Source organism: Actinomyces sp. ICM47, from assembly GCF_905369875.1.
Classification (GTDB): Bacteria; Actinomycetota; Actinomycetes; order Actinomycetales; family Actinomycetaceae; genus Pauljensenia.
Genome location: NZ_CAJPJE010000051.1, coordinates 1 through 16,123, shown reverse-complemented (window position 1 = coordinate 16,123; position 16,123 = coordinate 1). Strand labels below are relative to the sequence as shown.

Here is a 16,123-nt window from a genome sequence, read left to right as displayed (position 1 = left end):
GTGGAATTAATGCGGCTGACCTGGCTGATATTACACAGGGAGCAGCGCCATCGCTGCGCCCCTGACGCTGAGTGCCCATACCTGGTCATCACTCGCCCGCACGCCGGACATTTGGGGGTATTCATACCCCCACGATGAAACAACCAACTTCAATGTGGATTTTCCCGCACCAGCAAGCCGAAAAGTCGCTACAAAACCAACACGTTTTGTCCATCCTTCAAGTTGGCTCCCACCAACTTCAATACCGATTTTTCCGCACCAAAAAGCGGAAAAGTCACCATAAAACCAACACGTTTTGTCCTATAACCCCAGTTCAGTGCAGGCCAGCCAGGCATAACAAAACCGCCCGGCGCGCGGCCAGGCGGAAAACGGAGCGGGCGACGGGAATCGAACCCGCCTCTGAAGCTTGGGAAGCTTCCATTCTACCGATGAACTACGCCCGCAATTCATCGTCCCGAAGGAATCGACCTGTCGATCATAGCGTCACGACGGACGGGCATGCAACCGGCGTCTCGCGCACGGTGCTGTGCTCGCGGCGCGGGGTGCTGTGCGATGGCGGTTGTCGCGCTGCTCTCGACGACAAGGTCGCATCCGCCAATGCGTGCACGCCGATCCAGCGAGGAGGCGGCAGCGCTCACCGCTCCTGCCGCAGCTCACGCCTCGCGGTCCGCTCCGAGATGGTTCCGGTTCTGTTGAGCGTGCTGACCGTGGATACACTGAGGATCGCTTGACCGATTGGAGGACCCATGCCTCGTCCCGTGGTGGCCGCAGCCATCGTCGATTCCCTGGAACACCCGATCGTGCTGCTCGCGTGCTCGCGCGCGTACCCGCAGGAGCTGCGCGGCCAGTTCGAGCTGCCCGGCGGCAAGATCGAAGAGGGCGAGGACGCGGTGGTGGCGCTCGAGCGTGAGATTGTGGAGGAACTCGGCGCGCACCTGCGGGTGGGGGAGCGCGTCTGCCCGGACGGCGGCCTGTGGTGGCCGATTCTGGGTGGGCGCGTCATGGGCGTGTGGCTCGCGGAGGTTGCGCCCGGTTCGCCGGCCCCTGTCGCGGGTGCCTCGCACCTGGAGGCGCGCTGGGTGCCGATCTCCGAGTTGGGGGACCTGCCCTGGATCGTCGCGGACCTTCCTATTGTCGAGGCCGTGGCTGTGCGCTGCAGCCGGTGACACGTCGCGCGTCGCCGGGGAGTGGGTGGCCGAAGTGAGCGCGCGTGAGCTGTGTCGGGCGCGCTGAGAGGGTGAGTGATAAAGCTTGCGTTGCTTCTGCGGCGCGGGAATGGTGCCCGCCACCATTTGACGACACATGGGGACCGGATGTCAGAATAAGCGCATGCCGAAGATTATTGGCGAGTCCCTCGCCTCCCACCGCGAGTTGACCCGCACCCGCTTGTTTGATGCGCTCGGGTCTCTCATGGCCGAACAGGCCTTCGAATCCATCACGATGAGCCAGATTGCTGAGCGCGCCGGCGTGGGGCGCACGGCGGTGTACAACCACTTCGCGGACAAGGAAGTGCTGCTGCTCGCCTACATGCGCCAGGTTACCGAGGAGTTCACGCGGGTGCTCACCGCGCGCCTCGAGGCTGAGCCTGATCCGCTCATGCGCCTGCGCCTCTACATTCGCGCGCATCTGCAGATGATCAGCCGCTACCACGTGAAGGCGGGCATGGGCCTGCGTCGGCAGATGTCGGGCCGGGGTGCCTCGCACCTGCATGATCACGCGGGTATGGTGGGCGAGGTCCTCATTGGGATCCTCGACGAGGCCATGGAACGGAACTTGATCGCGCAGCAGAATACGCTGGGCGCGGTTCATCTCATTCATGCGACGCTGGCGGGCCAGCGTCTCCCGGCGGATGCGGCGCACCGTGAGTCGGCGCTGGCGCTGGTGGAGACCTTTATTTTGCGAGGCCTGGGTGCCTCCGAGGAGAACGTGCGTCATGTCACCGCTTCGCCTCTCCCTTCCGGGGAATAGTGGGCGCGCCGCGTCCGTTGATTCAGACATAACACAGGGGTCGTCCGGCCCCGACTGACCTGCCGACCAGAGTGTCGGCGACACAAGGAGAAACATGGCTACCGTTACTCTGACGCAGGAGAACTTCGAGCAGACTGTGTCTGCCGACGGCATCGTCCTGGTTGATTTCTGGGCGACCTGGTGCGGCCCGTGCCGCCAGTTTGGCCCCGTTTTCGAGGAGGCCTCCGAGAAGCATCCCGACGTCGTGTTCGGCAAGATCGACACGGATGATCAGCAGCAGCTCGCGATGGCGGCTCAGATCACGTCGATCCCGACGCTGATGGCTTTCCGCGATGGCATCGCGGTGTTCCGCCAGTCGGGTGCGCTTCCGCTGTCCGCCCTGGAGGACCTGATCTCTCAGATCCAAAACCTGGACATGGATGATGTTCGCGCGAAGATCACCGAGGCCGACAAGGCTGAGTGACCGCGTCCCAGCAGACGTCGATGGGTCCCGAGGTGAGAACCTCGGGACCCATTCTTACATGCTGCTACCGTAGAAGCTGGAAGGGCAATCAGAGTGCTGATGATGCGAACGATCATCGCATCTCCTTTCTTCCGGCCAGCCCCCAGTCTTCCCTGGGGGCATTAGCATCTGCAGGTTGTCTCCCCTTAGACGCAGGACGGTCGGCGTGAGACGCTCGCCGGGCGGCGGGTGATGAACTCGCGGTCGGCGTGGTCGCCGACCATGAAGGAGTACTCGCCGACGATCTCGAAGCCGTGGCGCGCGTAGAAGCGTTGTGCCCCGTAGTTTTCGCTCCACACGCCGATCCAGAGGGTGCGCGGCCCGTCGCGTTCGAGCCACTCAAGCGCGGTGCGCAGCAGCGTGGTCCCGTGGCCCCCACCCTGGTGTCCGCGCAGGATGTAGAGGCGCTGGATTTCCCCGTCGCCGGGCGCGACGTCGGGGTGGGGCAGGTGTGTGGGGCAGGCGGTCACGTAGCCGATGAGTCCGTCGGGGAACGAGGCCGGGGCTTCCTCCCCGGAATAGGGGATGCTGGGGTGCTCGCCTGGGGTATGAACGGTGGGGCCGGGGGAGGAAACGAGATCGCTGGGGGTGCAGGAGGCCTCGTCCGGTGATGACGGGCCACCGACTGCGTCCTCGAAGAGGAGCCAGGTCGCGCGCTGCGGATCTTGAAGTTCGGAGCGTAGGATAGCGGGGGAGTAGGCTTGGTCGAGAAAGATAGCTAAATCGCCCGGCGCGTAGAGGTACTCGAAGGTCTGGGTGAAGCACTCGCGGGCGAGCGCGGATAGCGCGTCGGCGTCGGCGGGTGTGGCGCGGCGAATCATGGCGTCCTTTCGGTCGGTGTGTTCTCAATCGTAGGCAGAGCTGGGACGACGCGCCGGGCGGCCCCAGAGAACCCCAAGAGCAACCTGAGAATGAGTATCAACCATTGCTCTGGCTATGACGTGCGCCTTACAATAAGGCGATTAACGAACATTAAAGGAGACGGACGTGGCACGTAAGACCCGCACCGCGCAGGTGCTCAATATTGTTAAGGCACTCGCGTGGGTCATCGTCGCGGTGTCCCTGGTCAAGTTCGCGTTTTTCCCCGCCGCGCAGGAGGAACAGACGGGCGACGGCATGGACCCGGGTGGAACCTTCGGGCAGATGACGATTTCTGTGGGCCGCTCGGACATTACGAACACTGTGAGCGTGACGGGCACGATCCAGGCGGATGAGCCGGTGAATGCTCGCGCGACGCTTGACGGCGAGGTCGCGCGCGTCTATGTCAACGACGGTGACACAGTCGCCAAGGGTGACGCCCTCATCCAGATCCGCAAGGAAATCCCGGGCGAAACCCGCCAAGTCACCGATGAGGACGGCAACGTCACCATGGAGACCGGGAAGCCTACCTTCAAATACGAGACGGTCGCCGCCCCCGGCGACGGCAAGGTGTCCACGAGCGTCCTGGTGGGACAGCAGTTCGCGATTGGCGACACGGTTGCCTCGGTCGCCCCCTCCACGTTCTCGGCCGTCGCCGCCCTGAGCGCCGACCAGATGTACCGCCTCCAGGAGGCACCCTCCACCGCGACCGTCACCATTAAGAACGGCCCGGCCCCCTTCGAGTGCACAGACGTCACGCTCGTTAGCCCCACGAGCAAGACGCGGGACGCGAAAAACTCGGGTGTCTCCGAGAACTCAGCTGCGGCCTCGACGGACCTGAAGGCCCGCTGCGCGATTCCCTCCGACCAGACCGTGTTCGCGGGCCTGCAGGTGAACCTCGAGATGACGACGGGATCGGCGACGGGCGTGCTCGCTGTGCCTGTCTCCGCGGTCGAGGGTCGCTACCAGACCGGCACCGTCTACCTGCCGACCTCCGACCCGGCCAACCCGGAGAAGCGTTCGGTCACCCTGGGCTTGACCGACGGAAAGATGGTCGAGGTCAAGGAGGGACTCGAGGAAGGCGAGGAAATCCTCGAATTCACCCCGACCGCGACGAAGGATAACCAGGACGACCCCTACGGCTCGGGTGACACGGGCGGCGGGGCCAAGGATGGGGCCGCTGACGCGTCCGACGGGACGAGCGCGCGATGAGCCTCGTGCACCTGCGGGACGTGACCCGCACGGTCGCCCTGCCTGACGGCGAGGATCTGCACATCCTGCGTGGCGTTAACCTGGACGTTGCGGCGGGCGAGCACGTGTCCATCGTGGGCCGCTCGGGTACCGGCAAATCGACGATGCTCAACATCATTGGCCTGCTGGACGCTCCCACGTCAGGCACCTACGAGCTGGACGGCGTGGATACGACGCGCCTGGGCGAGGGGCGTCGCGCTCGTATGCGCGGCGAGGACTTCGGCTTCGTCTTCCAGCAATTTAACATTTTCGCCGCCCGTACGGCCGCCGAAAACGTCGAGGTGCCCCTCCTGTATGCCTCCGGCATGCAACTGCTGTGCAGGCGCTCAATTGCCCTCGACATGCTTGAACGCGTGGGCCTGGCGGATCGCGCCGATTCGCACCCGGGGGAGATGAGCGGCGGCGAGCAGCAGCGCATCGCGATCGCCCGTGCTCTCGTGCGCCGCCCGCGCGTGATCCTCGCCGACGAACCGACGGGCGCGCTCGATCCGGACACGGGCCGAGCGGTCATGACCCTCCTGGAGGAGGTCGCCCGCGAATCCGACTCGGCGCTCATCGTCATCACGCACGATATGGCGGTCGCCGCCCGCGCCTCGCGCGCCTACGAACTCTATGACGGCGTCCTCCACGAGGTCACGGACCCTGGAACCCTCACGCAGCGTGCGGAGGCGGGGAACTCTGATGCCGACAACGCCGGGACCGGTGGAAGCACCGGGATCCCCTGGGGCGAGGCCTCCGCCGCCTCCGCTGGTCCGCAACCCCCGCCGCCGCTTCCCGCGCAGGTCCCGGCACCGCCGTCGGGGGGATGGCCTGACGATACGGGTGTGACGGCACGTCAGACGATGAGAGCCGTCGGTAGGGCAGCGGCTCGAAAAAGGGAGAGTGAGCAGTGAACGCACTGAGCCAGATCGTGGGTGCCCTCATCGAGGCGTGGGGCGAGGTGAAAGTCCAGAAAGCCCGCGTGGTCCTCTCCCTCGTGGGAGTAGTCGCTGCGGTGGCCGCCATGACGGTCGTTATCGCGCTGGGTGACCTGATCCTGCAATCCTCGCGCGAATTGGCCGAACTCTACGAGGGACGCTCGGTGACGCTGCGCCTCGCGCCGGAAAAATCATCAGCAAGCCAAGGAAGGCCCTCGAACGACGGCCCCACCCAGGAAGCCGGGAACAGTGAAGCGACCCAGGCCTCGTCCACCGTCGCGCGACCCGATGAGAAGGATCCGGTGAGCGACGCGATGGCGACGCTCGCGGGCCGCCACGACATCCACTACTGGTCGCGCCTATCCAGTTCGGGCGGCGAGATCGTCGAGGTCCGCCAGGCGCGCAGCACCGGACTATTCCGCGGCTACCCGGTGGTGCAAACACAGGACATGTTCAACGACGTCACGATTCAGGCCGTCGACCCCTCCTTCGAGGTGATTTTCCGGACCCGCATGCTCGCCGGACGCTGGGTGACCGACAGCGACGCGGACCAGCGCCTGACCCCCGTCGTCATCTCCGAGATCCTGTGGAATCAGCTGGGCCGCGCACCCATCGACCAGGTCCCCATCGTCCTGCACACCACCGACGGCACCGCGCTGCGCGTCGTCGGCGTCACGAAAGCGAAGAGCCGCTTCGACATGCCGACCCTCTACGTGCACTACGACGCGGCGCGCGCCGCCCTGCCGCAGATGGGGCAGCCCACAATGATCGCGTGGGTCGGTCCCGAGGACGCCGAGCAGGCGCGAACGGTGCTGCCGCAAGCCCTAGCGTCGATCCTCGGCGACGGATGGCACGTGAGCGTCACCGGCGGCGAACACCAGGACACGGGCGAAGAACAGCTGGGGACAATCTCCCGCGTCATCATGATTATCGGCGGCATCATCATCTTCCTCGGCGCGCTCGGCCTGCTCAACGTCGCCATCGTGACCGTACGTCAGCGCGTGCGCGAAATCGGTATCCGCCGCGCCGTCGGTGCCTCCGCCGCGCGCGTCTTCTTCGCCGTCTTCATGGAGTCGGTGGTCGCAACCTTCGTCGCCGGCATCATCGGCGTGGGGATCGCGGTCGTCGTCGTACGTTTCTTGCCGCTCGAAACAATAGGAATCGCGCTCAGCGAAACGCCGGCATTCCCAGCCAGCGCAGCCATCGCGGGCGTCGCCATCTCCACGAGCATCGGCGCTGTATGCGGCATCATCCCGGCGCTCGCGGCCGTGCGTATCAAGCCGATTGACGCGATCCGCTACTGAGGGTTCAGTGACGAGGCCGTGGCTTCCTCGCTGGGGCCGCGCGTGTTCGCGGTGGGGAGTCGGCCTCGTGCCAGAATCAGCGGGGCAGCGTCACGCGCTTCGTGTCTTCGTTGTAGATGATCATGCCTTCCTTGAGGAGGGCTCGGTAGACGCGGGCGGGTTGGTAGCGGTCGCCGCCGTCGAGGCGTGCGGCGTCGAGGACGCGACGTTTCGTGAGGCCTTCGGTGCCTTCGAAGTGGGCGGAGCGCAGGGCCTTCATGATGCGTCCGCGGGCCTGGCGGTCGGTGCCCGCGTAGGGCTGGGGGGTGGGGCGCTTCTCGTCCTTCGGGAATCCGGCGTGTGCCCAGGCGCAGTGCGTGCGCATGATGCACGTGTCGCAGTCTGGGGAAAGTTGGGTGCACACGAGGGCTCCGAACTCCATGAGCGACAAGCTGACGTCGGCGGCGAGGCGCCCATCTGTCGGGAGGAGCGCGTCCGCGCGCTGCGTTTCTGCCTTCGAGGGGGTTGAGTGGGGTGGAAACTCCCGGCCATCGAGAAATCTGACCAGCACTCGTCGAACGTTTGTGTCCAGGACCGGGATCCGGATTCCGTGCCTGAACGCCAGGAGGGCGCTGGCCGTGTAGGTGCCCACGCCGGGCAGGAGAGTTAGCTCTTTCATAGTGAGGGGCACCTGACCGCCGTGTTTCTCGACGATGGTGCCCGCACAATTTTTGAGGCGCAGTGCGCGTGAGGGATAGCCTAGATTCGCCCAGGCCACAATGATATCCGCGGAGGAGGCCTCGGCTAGGTCGCCGGGTGTTGGCCATCGCTCCATCCACTCCAACCAAATCGGTTGGACGCGTGCGATGGGCGTCTGTTGGCTCATGATCTCGAAGACGAGTGTTCCCCAATCGGACACGTCATCGCCGCGCATGGGCAGGTCGCGTTTGTTGGATGCGAACCAGCGGGGAAGGTCATGGAGGAGTACCTGCGAGGCCTCAGCCGTTGGATTTGTGAACACTCTGTCAGTGTAGGTAAAAAGTCCCCATGAGCGCGTTCTAACATATACGAAGTGTGGTGTGGAGCATAAAAATGGCGACTGTTGTATAAACAGTACAGGTTCGCTAGTCTGATCCTGTTTTCAATTACCCCCATTTTATCGAGGGTTCCCTCACTATCAGGAGACGTCATGTCTACTCCTCAGCAGCCTTACGGTCAGCAGCCTGGTTATGGGCAGCAGGCTGGTTATGGCCAGCAGGCTGGCTATGGTCAGCAGGCGGCCAACGGTCAGCAGCCTTATGGGCAGCAGCCTTACAGTCAGCCCGGTTATGGGCAGCAGCCTTACAGTCAGCAGGCCGGCTATGGGCAGCAGCCTTACAGTCAGCCCGGCTATGGACAGCAGCCTTACAGTCAGCCCGGCTATGGACAGCAGCCTTATGGCCAGCCCGGCTATGGGCAGCAGCCTTACGGTCAGCAGCCTTACGGCCAGCCCGGCTACGGCCAGCCCGGCTACGGCCAGCCCGGATTCAACGCTCCCATGCTGGGTAAGCCTCGTAAGACTGCAGGCCTTCTCAACTTGTTCCTCGGCGGTGTTGGTGCCGGCGACTTCTTCCTTGGCCACAAGCAGATCGGTTTCATCAAGGTCGCCGTGACCGTGGTCCTGAACGTGCTTTACTTGGCGACGTTCGACTGGGAGCTGGGTGAAGCGAATCCGTTCGCTTTCTTCCTGCTTTTCATCTGGTCGGGCTGCGTGCTCGCCTGCGCGATCATGACCTTCATGGGCAAGTGGATCTACGCACGGGACGCGAACGGCGTTCCGACCGTCTGACCTACTCGCGCGCGCCCAAATAGGCGTGTATAGCGAGCACCGTGTGGGACTCGGCTGATGCCGGGTCCCACACGTGTATCTAGTGCTCCTCACGTTTCTCTGTCCGGGTGCAGCGACGCCCCGGGCGCGAGCGTCTCACTGTGTGTCCGAGCTGTTTTGTGGTGTATAGCGCGTGGTGCGGGCGAGCAGCCCTCGGTCCCAAAATGCTTGTCGGAACGCGTTTGCGGGCACGCTCGGGGAACGATCGTGGGTCTTTCGGGGTCGCTGCGGATGACGAAAAGTGGTGTCGACACGCTAGGCTATGCGGGTGCGGCCCGCAGCCGTCACTTCCCACGACAATCGAAAGGCTTAGTTATGACGACGCCCAACCCCTTCAACTCGGAGGATCAGAACTCGGTGCCCGCGCCGGATGCTCCCAGCTTCCCCCAGGCCTCGACCCCCGGTTAACGACCAGGCCAACGCCGCCCCGGGTGCGCAGCAGCCCGTCTATGGCCAGCCTGCTTACGGCCAGCCTTCCTTTGGCCAGCCTGCTTACGGCCAGCCCGCCTTTGGTCAGGGTGCTTACACGACCCCGCCCAAGCAGTGGATCGTCGCGCTGCTCCTGGCGTTCTTCGTCGGAATCTTCGGTATCCACAACTTCTACCTGGGCTATACCGCCAAGGGTGTCATCCAGCTGATCCTGTCCGTGACCGTCATCGGTATGCTCGTCACGGGCATCTGGGCCTTCGTTGAGTTCATCATGATCATCATGCGTTACGGTGCCTACGGCTGCGATGCGCAGGGTCGTCCCCTGGAGTGATCCGCTGAGGCTGTTGTCGCGGCGCTGAGTGTGCGACAATCGAGTCATGCTGCTCAGTGACCGCGACATCAACGCTTCTCTGGATTCCGGCCGGATTCGTCTCGATCCTCTGGACCGTGGCCTGGCTCAGCCGGCCAGTATTGACGTGCGGCTGGATCGCCTGTTTTGTCTCTTCGATAATCACCGCTACCCGGTGATCGACCCTGCGGCGGACCAGTCGGATCTGACGCGACGCATCGACGTGGGTCCGGATCAGCCTTTCGTCCTGCACCCCGGCGAGTTCGTCTTGGGTGCCACCTACGAGCTGGTCACCCTCGGCGACGACATTGCCGCGCGCCTTGAGGGCAAGTCGTCGCTAGGGCGCCTCGGCCTCCTCACTCACTCCACCGCGGGCTTCATTGACCCCGGTTTCTCCGGTCATGTGACCCTCGAGCTGTCCAACGCGGCGACGATGCCGATCCTGCTCTACCCGGGCATGAAGATCGGGCAGCTGTGCTTCTTCGACCTGTCTTCCCCGGCCGAGCATCCCTACGGCTCACAGGGCGCTGGCTCCCACTACCAGGGTCAGCGAGGCCCCACGCCGTCCCGGACGCACCAGCGCTTCACCCGCACACGCATTGATCGGTGACATGATGGAGTCCCCCCACCCTCCCTTTCCGTCCCGGCTCGCGCGCAGGCGCGCCGAGCGTGCGGCGCGCGCGGCCGCAGCTGATGCGGCCGAACAGGACGCGCCTCTCGCACTGGAATCGGCGGACCTGCCGTCGGTGGTACCGCCTCCGCCTGAACCCGCAGGCTCGACCCCGCTGCCCCCGCCCGAACCTGCGGATCCGACCCCGACGCTACCGCCCCCGCCCGCCGGTCAGCAGGGCACCACGACGCGCACGGGCGTCATAACGGGTGTCGTGCTGCCCGGCATGGCCCCGCGCGGCCAGGTCACGAACCGGAACGATGCGCCGCCCCCGCCTTCGCCGGTCAGGCGTTCCTTCAAGGAACGCATGGCGAGTGCCCACTCCAGCCTGGCGGACTCGGTCCTTACGTCCGCGACGGGCAGCCTGATCATGCAGACGAACGTGTCCTTGATCGGTCTGAGTACCACCCAGGAGCCGGCGTTCCAGATCGCCGCCGACGGCGAGATCACCAGCGCTGAGGCCGCCGTGCCGATCGCCGCTGCCATTGAGGTCAGCGAGCCTGCGGGCGTCATCGACATGCAGGAAGCCCTGGGTCACCACCTGTTCCTCGTGTCGGAGGCCGTGGATCCGGCTGAGCTGGAGGCTCTCGCGATCTCCATGTGGGACGACGCCGGTTGGCTCGCGCCCGGTCGCCTGCACTTGTCGTCGGATGCTGAGCTTGAAGGCCCGTGGTCCCTGGATCAGCCGACGCGCGCGCAGCTGGGCACCCCGTCCCTGCTGACGCATGCGTGGATCCTGCGCTGCCCGGTCTCGCGCGCCGAGGAGAAACCCAGCGCGGTCATGGGGGAGTGGGCGCAGGCCTTCCCCGACGGCATGCCCGTTGGTCTGGAGTACCGCGTGCTCGAGGCGTTGGGCCGCATGGCGCGCCGCCTGGCGGGCGGTTTGCGCCTGGCCGGCAGCGGCTACGTCATGGTTCCCGACGCGGACTCGGCCGTGAACCTGACGGTGTACGCGCCGCGTTGGATCAACCCGGAGGACCTGCTGTCCGCGATGCGCGAGCGCGCTGGGTTTGAGCAGATGAAGGACGCGCGCGACATCGTCCCCGAAGCCCCGGCGCTGACCCCCGCACAGGCCGCGCAGATCGAGAAGCTGAAGGCCGAGCTGGGTCCTGTCCGCGAGGATATCGCCTCGAAGATCGCGAAGGCCCGCGAGGAGCTGGAGGCCCAGCGTAACGAGCCGCAGGTCGTCGATGGTTACGCGCTCATGTGCCCGATCGGCCACCACTCCGACATGATGGTCGAGGTCCACGCGGTCCCCTCGCCTCCGCGCGTCCTGCGCTGGGAGCCGTGGACGGCGGGCGCGATCATCGAGTATCAGGTTCGCTGGCTCTCCGGCCTGGCCCCCACGCCTGGCACGAACACGATGAGCCGCACCGCGCGCCGCGAGCGTCTACGTTCGGCGCAGGAGGTCGAGAAGGCTGCGGGCTTGATTGCGACCCTCGTGGGCGGCAACGTCATCGACGAGGACGGCTTCCTGGTCGGTTTGGCAGATGTTTCCGACGAAGATGAGGAGTAGGTCGCGTACATAGCTTCGGCTTTTCAACAGGTGAGCGTGAGGGCGGCCCCGCAGGTGTTTCTGCGGGGCCGCCCTTTCGCCATCAGCGTGCGTGCATCGGTTACTGTCCGCGCTTCACGGCCTCGAGCAGCATGACGGCGACGTCGCGTACCTCCGGGAGCTTCCCGCGTGCCGGTGTCGAGGTGCCCTCGGTGCCTCGGTCGGTGGCGTCGGAGGAAACGAAACCAGCCGACGTGCCCGACGCGGAGCCGAGCATCTGGGAGCAGAAGGGGCAGGCCGTCGCGACGACGTCCGCGCCCGTGGACGCGGCCTCGACGATACGAGCGTCTGCGATACGGGTCCCACGCGTCTCTTCGAACCAGGCGTGCGCGCCGCCCGCGCCACAGCACATCGCGCGGTCGCGGTTGCGCGGCATCTCGACGAGTTCCACGTTCGGCAGGGAACCCACGAGCTCGCGCGGCGGCTCGTAGATACGGTTGTGGCGTCCCAGGAAGCACGCGTCGTGGTAGGTGACCTTCAGGGGTGTGCCGACGGAGGGAGCCGTGCCCGCGGTCCCCGCCCCAGCCTCGTCCGTGGCGTCCTCGCTCGCGGAGGCAGCGGACGCAGTCGAGGCCGTGGGGGGCACCGGCGTGAGCAGGCCGTCTCGCACGAGGCGGTTGAGGAGCTGCGTATGGTGGACGACGTCGAAGTGCCCGCCCAGCTCCGGGTACTCGCCTGCGATTGTGTTGAAGCAGTGCGCGCAGGAGACAACAATCTTTTGGGGCTTGGCTTCCGTGAGCGTGTCGATCGCTTGGGCGGCCAGCATCTGGAAGAGCGCCTCGTTGCCGGCGCGGCGAGCTGGGTCGCCCGTGCAGGACTCGCCCGATCCGAGGACCGCGAAGGACACACCCGCCGTGTGTAGCAGCTCGGCGACGGCGGCGCTGGTCTTCTTCGCTGTGTCGTCGTAGGCACCCGCGCAGCCCACCCAGAACAGGTAGTCGACCTGCGAGGCATCCTCGATGTCCTCGCCGACGACGGGGATGTCGAAGTCGAGCTTCTTCGCCCAATCCATGCGCTTGCGAGCCGCCTGGTTGTAGGGGTTCGCCTTGGATTCCATGCCGCGGAACGCGCGGCCCAGCTCGCGGGGGAACGCTCCCTCCATGAGGACCTGGTGGCGGCGCAGATCGAGGATGTGGTCGATGTGTTCGATGTCGACGGGGCACTGCTCGACGCAGGCACCGCAGTTCGTGCAGTCCCATAGGACCTCTTCGGAGACGACCTCGGGGACTAGGGGAGCGGTGACCGCGGAAACGCCCTCGGGGCCGGTCGCGCCCGACAGGGACAGGGCGGAGACGAGGTCGAAGGAGTGCGGCGAGGCCGGTACGCCCTTGTCGAGCAGCACCTCGCCATCCTCGAGCTTCTGGTGACCCTCCTCCTGTTCGACGATCTGCACGTTGGAGGCGGACTCCATGTGGTCGCGCAGGCCCATGATGAGCAGCTTGGGGGAGAGGGGCTTCTGGGTGTTCCACGCGGGGCACAGCTCCTGGCAGCGACCGCACTCGGTGCACGAGTACAGGTCTAGGCGCGCCTTCCACGAGAAGTCGTCGACCGTGCCCACGCCGAGAACCGTGTCCTCGGGGAGATCATCGAAGTCGTCCTCGCTGGTGACGGGCTTGCCGTCAATGAGCATATGGTCAGCCGGTCCTAGGGACTTCGTACCGTCGGCGTTGCGACGCGTGTACAGGTTGAGGATCGCGACGAAGCGGTGCCACGCGACGCCCATGCCGGTCTGAATGCCGACGACCGTCAGCCAGGTCATGGAGGTGATGACCTTGAGCGCGCTGACCAGGACGATTGCGTTCGCGAGCGACGCGGCCGAGGAGGAGGCTGCGGCAACGAAGAGCGCGCCGAGCCAGGCAGTGAGCGGGAAGTGTAGCGCGCTCGCGTGGGCCTCGAGGCCCGGTGTGACGCTGAAGAGCGCGTATTCGAGGCCGCGCAGGGCCACGACGCACGCGCACACGATGAGGATGACCCACTCAACGAAGAGCGCCTGCCAGCGGGTCGAACCCAGGAAGCGGGAGGCCAGGCCGCGCGGTGAGGAGTCGCGCGGGTGGGGCTTGGTCAGGGACGAGGGCGGGGTGCCGTTCGGGTCGGCCGCGGCGGCAGCACCGTCGGGGTCATCGTTGGACAGTGCCGCCTCGGCGGCTGTGCCGCGCCCGGCGCGCTGGCGCACGCTCATCAGGAGAATGATGCCGGCCAGGCCGCCCCACGCGAAAACCTCGGTCAGCCACTCCCATGGCGCGAAGTGGCCGAGGAAGGGCAGAGTGAAGGTCTGGACGCGCAGCTGCGCGTAGCCGGTGACCAGGGTGAGGAAGAGGATCGGGAAGGAGACCATGACGAGCCAGTGGGCGGCTTTGATCCAGGGGCGGCCCTTGAACTCGCGGTGGGTGAGGGCCGCCGAGATGACGCCCCACGCTCGCTTGCCGACTGGACGCAGGCGCCCCGGATCTGGCGTTCCCGCCGAGACCGTGCGCCACATGTGAGTCAGGCCTCGCGCGAACGACAGGATGGCCAGAGCGCTCACCAGCAGGGCGAATCCCCACATGATGGCGCTCAGCGTTGGATTGGCCACGTTTCCTCCTCTGTTTTTTCTGCACTCCATTGTGTCATCTCGATCCGCAAGCGACCGAATTCCCCGGTAAAGCGTGCGCAATTACGCGCCGAGTGGCCTGCGTGGAGGCACAGATGTGCTCGCCACAACGTGGATATGTGCCACGAGCTGTAAAAAAGTGTGTCAGAGTGAGATCGTGCTTCCCGTCTCGCAGCCAGACATGACACTGTCCGACCAGGAACTCTTCGGAGACGATCACCCGCACGATCACTGCGGTGTCTTCGGGGTATGGGCCCCGGGCGAGGATGTTTCCCGCCTGACCTACTTCTCCCTCTATGCTCTCCAGCACCGAGGCCAACAGAGTGCTGGTATCGCCACCTCGAATGGCAAGCAGATCCTCGTCTACAAGGACCAGGGACTCGTCTCCAAGGTGTTTTCCGAGCAGTCCCTCCAGGGCCTGCGCGGCCACATCGCGCTGGGACACGTTCGCTACGCGACGACCGGCGCGGACGTGTGGCGCAACGCCCAGCCGACGCTGGGTCCCACCCCCACGGGCACGCTCGCCTTGGCCCACAATGGCAACCTCACCAACACGGTTGAGCTGCGTGAGCTGGCCGCAGAAATCGCCGACGACGGCGAAGACTTCGAGCGCGGAGCCTCCACCGACACTTCCCTCGTGACCGCGCTCCTCGGCATGGCCGACCGCATCCCCGGTCCGACCCCCTTCATCGCGACACCCGCCGTCACGCCCGGCGACACGGAGGGGGACGAAGCGACCTCGGCCTCGGCGGTGGTCGATCCTGAGCCTGCGCCCCTCGTCGGTGCCGCCCTGAAGGTCCTGCCGCGCATCAGGGGAGCGTTCTCCCTGGTTTTCATGGACGAGAACACGCTGTACGCCGCGCGTGACCCGCATGGCTACCGCCCGCTCGTGCTCGGTCGCCTGGCCTCCGGCTGGGTTGTCGCCTCCGAGACAGCTGCCCTGGACCTGTGCGGCGCGACCGTCGTACGCGAGATCGAGCCCGGCGAGCTGATTTCCATCGACGCGTCGGGCGTGCACTCGCGCCGCTTCGCCGTGCGCCGAGCCAACACCTGCGTCTTCGAGTACGTGTACCTGGCCCGCCCTGACACGACGATTGGTGGACGCCGCATCGTCGCCGCGCGCCACGAGATGGGTGCCGCACTCGCGCGGGAGAACCCCATCGAGGCGGACCTGGTGATGCCCACTCCCGACTCGGGTACGCCCGCTGCTATCGGCTACGCGCAGGAGGCCGGCATCCCCTTCGGGCAGGGCCTCGTGAAGAACGCCTACGTGGGGCGCACCTTCATCGAACCCACGCAGTCGCTGCGCCAGCTCGGCATCCGCCTCAAGCTCAACCCGTTGCGCGAAGTCATCGAGGGCAAGCGCCTGGTCGTCATCGACGACTCCATCGTGCGTGGTAATACGCAGCGCGCGCTGGTCAAGATGCTGCGTGAGGCCGGGGCAGCCGAGGTGCACGTGCGCATCTCGTCCCCGCCCGTCCTGTGGCCGTGCTTCTTCGGCATCGACTTCCCGACGCGCGCTGAGCTGATCGCCTCCTCCATGGACGTCGAGCAGGTGCGCGCCCACCTCGGTGCCGACTCCCTGGCGTACCTCTCCATCGACGGCATGGTCGCGGCCACCGGGCAGGGGACCTCCCTGTGCTTGGGCTGCTTCACCGGCGAATACCCCGAGACGATCCCCGCCGGGACGCCCGTGCCCGGAACCCCCGACGCTACCCCCTGCTAATCACCATGCCCGCGACGCGCCCGCGCGTCGCGGGCTTTGTTACTGTCCCGATCACCCAGACATGGCCTCGTCGAGCGCCACCCGCGAAAGGCACCCCCCATGACCGACACCCCCCTTGACTCCGCGACCGCTGGCGTCGACCCGGCGGCGGGCGCCCG

Annotated in this window: 14 protein-coding genes and 1 tRNA gene; 11 read left to right on the top strand and 4 right to left on the bottom strand. The window is 65.9% G+C overall.

Features of this window, described 5'->3' with window-relative positions; translation table 11 throughout:
• Window positions 1–372: 372 nt before the first annotated feature.
• Window positions 373–443, bottom strand: a tRNA-Gly gene (locus QZ149_RS08875).
• A gap of 303 nt (window positions 444–746) precedes the next feature.
• On the opposite strand from QZ149_RS08875, the gene QZ149_RS08870 reads away from it, so the two are divergent.
• The 3 genes from QZ149_RS08870 (at window position 747) to trxA (ending at window position 2,431) form a co-directional block, all read left to right on the top strand.
• Window positions 747–1,166, top strand: a complete 420-nt coding sequence (locus QZ149_RS08870) for an NUDIX domain-containing protein (protein ID WP_291451053.1) — start codon at window positions 747–749, stop codon at window positions 1,164–1,166.
• Between the two features lie 163 nt (window positions 1,167–1,329).
• The gene (locus tag QZ149_RS08865) at window positions 1,330–1,968 is read left to right on the top strand and encodes a TetR/AcrR family transcriptional regulator (protein ID WP_291451051.1); all 639 of its coding nucleotides are present in this window, start codon (window positions 1,330–1,332) and stop codon (window positions 1,966–1,968) included.
• A gap of 94 nt (window positions 1,969–2,062) precedes the next feature.
• Entirely contained in the window at window positions 2,063–2,431 is a 369-nt protein-coding gene (trxA, locus tag QZ149_RS08860; protein ID WP_291451050.1) for a thioredoxin, read from the top strand.
• Between the two features lie 185 nt (window positions 2,432–2,616).
• On the opposite strand, the gene QZ149_RS08855 is transcribed toward trxA, so the two are convergent.
• Window positions 2,617–3,291 (bottom strand): GNAT family N-acetyltransferase, encoded by a 675-nt coding sequence (locus QZ149_RS08855; protein WP_291451049.1) that lies wholly within the window; start codon window positions 3,289–3,291, stop codon window positions 2,617–2,619.
• A 166-nt stretch (window positions 3,292–3,457) separates the two neighbouring features.
• On the opposite strand from QZ149_RS08855, the gene QZ149_RS08850 reads away from it, so the two are divergent.
• The 3 genes from QZ149_RS08850 to QZ149_RS08840 are packed head-to-tail and all read left to right on the top strand — an operon-like array spanning window position 3,458 to window position 6,800.
• Window positions 3,458–4,540 carry a biotin/lipoyl-binding protein gene (locus QZ149_RS08850; RefSeq protein ID WP_291451046.1) on the top strand — a complete coding sequence of 361 codons (1,083 nt, stop codon included), beginning with the start codon at window positions 3,458–3,460 and terminating at the stop codon, window positions 4,538–4,540.
• On the top strand, window positions 4,537–5,472 hold the full coding sequence (locus QZ149_RS08845; protein WP_291451045.1) for an ABC transporter ATP-binding protein: 936 nt from the start codon (window positions 4,537–4,539) through the stop codon (window positions 5,470–5,472). The genes QZ149_RS08850 and QZ149_RS08845 overlap by 4 nt, the downstream gene beginning before the upstream one ends.
• The gene (locus tag QZ149_RS08840; protein ID WP_291451043.1) at window positions 5,469–6,800 is read left to right on the top strand and encodes an FtsX-like permease family protein; all 1,332 of its coding nucleotides are present in this window, start codon (window positions 5,469–5,471) and stop codon (window positions 6,798–6,800) included. The genes QZ149_RS08845 and QZ149_RS08840 overlap by 4 nt, the downstream gene beginning before the upstream one ends.
• A 76-nt stretch (window positions 6,801–6,876) precedes the next feature.
• On the opposite strand, the gene QZ149_RS08835 is transcribed toward QZ149_RS08840, so the two are convergent.
• Window positions 6,877–7,713 (bottom strand): A/G-specific adenine glycosylase, encoded by an 837-nt coding sequence (locus tag QZ149_RS08835; protein ID WP_291451054.1) that lies wholly within the window; start codon window positions 7,711–7,713, stop codon window positions 6,877–6,879.
• A gap of 255 nt (window positions 7,714–7,968) precedes the next feature.
• Here QZ149_RS08835 and QZ149_RS08830 point away from each other — a divergent pair, with 255 nt between their 5' ends.
• The 4 genes from QZ149_RS08830 (at window position 7,969) to QZ149_RS08815 (ending at window position 11,610) form a co-directional block, all read left to right on the top strand.
• Window positions 7,969–8,607, top strand: a complete 639-nt coding sequence (locus QZ149_RS08830; protein WP_291451042.1) for a hypothetical protein — start codon at window positions 7,969–7,971, stop codon at window positions 8,605–8,607.
• 409 nt (window positions 8,608–9,016) lie between these two features.
• Complete coding sequence (locus QZ149_RS08825) at window positions 9,017–9,406, top strand: TM2 domain-containing protein (RefSeq protein WP_291451041.1); 390 nt, start codon at window positions 9,017–9,019, stop codon at window positions 9,404–9,406.
• 46 nt (window positions 9,407–9,452) lie between these two features.
• On the top strand, window positions 9,453–10,034 hold the full coding sequence (dcd, locus tag QZ149_RS08820; RefSeq protein WP_291451040.1) for a dCTP deaminase: 582 nt from the start codon (window positions 9,453–9,455) through the stop codon (window positions 10,032–10,034).
• 1 nt (window position 10,035) lies between these two features.
• Window positions 10,036–11,610, top strand: a complete 1,575-nt coding sequence (locus tag QZ149_RS08815; protein ID WP_291451039.1) for a hypothetical protein — start codon at window positions 10,036–10,038, stop codon at window positions 11,608–11,610.
• Window positions 11,611–11,710: 100 nt separating this feature from the next.
• Here QZ149_RS08815 and QZ149_RS08810 read toward each other — a convergent pair whose 3' ends face one another.
• Complete coding sequence (locus tag QZ149_RS08810; protein ID WP_291451037.1) at window positions 11,711–14,221, bottom strand: (Fe-S)-binding protein; 2,511 nt, start codon at window positions 14,219–14,221, stop codon at window positions 11,711–11,713.
• A 175-nt stretch (window positions 14,222–14,396) separates the two neighbouring features.
• Between QZ149_RS08810 and purF the strand changes: the two genes are divergently transcribed.
• Window positions 14,397–15,965 carry an amidophosphoribosyltransferase gene (gene purF / locus QZ149_RS08805; protein WP_291451035.1) on the top strand — a complete coding sequence of 523 codons (1,569 nt, stop codon included), beginning with the start codon at window positions 14,397–14,399 and terminating at the stop codon, window positions 15,963–15,965.
• The last annotated feature ends 158 nt before the right edge of the window (window positions 15,966–16,123 follow it).

Excerpts from the sequence above, each read along its gene's own strand:
- QZ149_RS08825 (WP_291451041.1), top strand. The coding sequence starts at position 9,017 with ATGCTCCCAGCTTCCCCCAGGCCTCGACCCCCGGTTAACGACCAGGCC.
- QZ149_RS08830 (WP_291451042.1), top strand. The coding sequence starts at position 7,969 with ATGTCTACTCCTCAGCAGCCTTACGGTCAGCAGCCTGGTTATGGGCAG.
- dcd (WP_291451040.1), top strand. The coding sequence starts at position 9,453 with ATGCTGCTCAGTGACCGCGACATCAACGCTTCTCTGGATTCCGGCCGG.
- trxA (WP_291451050.1), top strand. The coding sequence starts at position 2,063 with ATGGCTACCGTTACTCTGACGCAGGAGAACTTCGAGCAGACTGTGTCT.
- QZ149_RS08865 (WP_291451051.1), top strand. The coding sequence starts at position 1,330 with ATGCCGAAGATTATTGGCGAGTCCCTCGCCTCCCACCGCGAGTTGACC.
- QZ149_RS08835 (WP_291451054.1), bottom strand. The coding sequence starts at position 7,713 with ATGCGCGGCGATGACGTGTCCGATTGGGGAACACTCGTCTTCGAGATC.
- QZ149_RS08870 (WP_291451053.1), top strand. The coding sequence starts at position 747 with ATGCCTCGTCCCGTGGTGGCCGCAGCCATCGTCGATTCCCTGGAACAC.
- QZ149_RS08845 (WP_291451045.1), top strand. The coding sequence starts at position 4,537 with ATGAGCCTCGTGCACCTGCGGGACGTGACCCGCACGGTCGCCCTGCCT.
- QZ149_RS08855 (WP_291451049.1), bottom strand. The coding sequence starts at position 3,291 with ATGATTCGCCGCGCCACACCCGCCGACGCCGACGCGCTATCCGCGCTC.
- QZ149_RS08815 (WP_291451039.1), top strand. The coding sequence starts at position 10,036 with ATGATGGAGTCCCCCCACCCTCCCTTTCCGTCCCGGCTCGCGCGCAGG.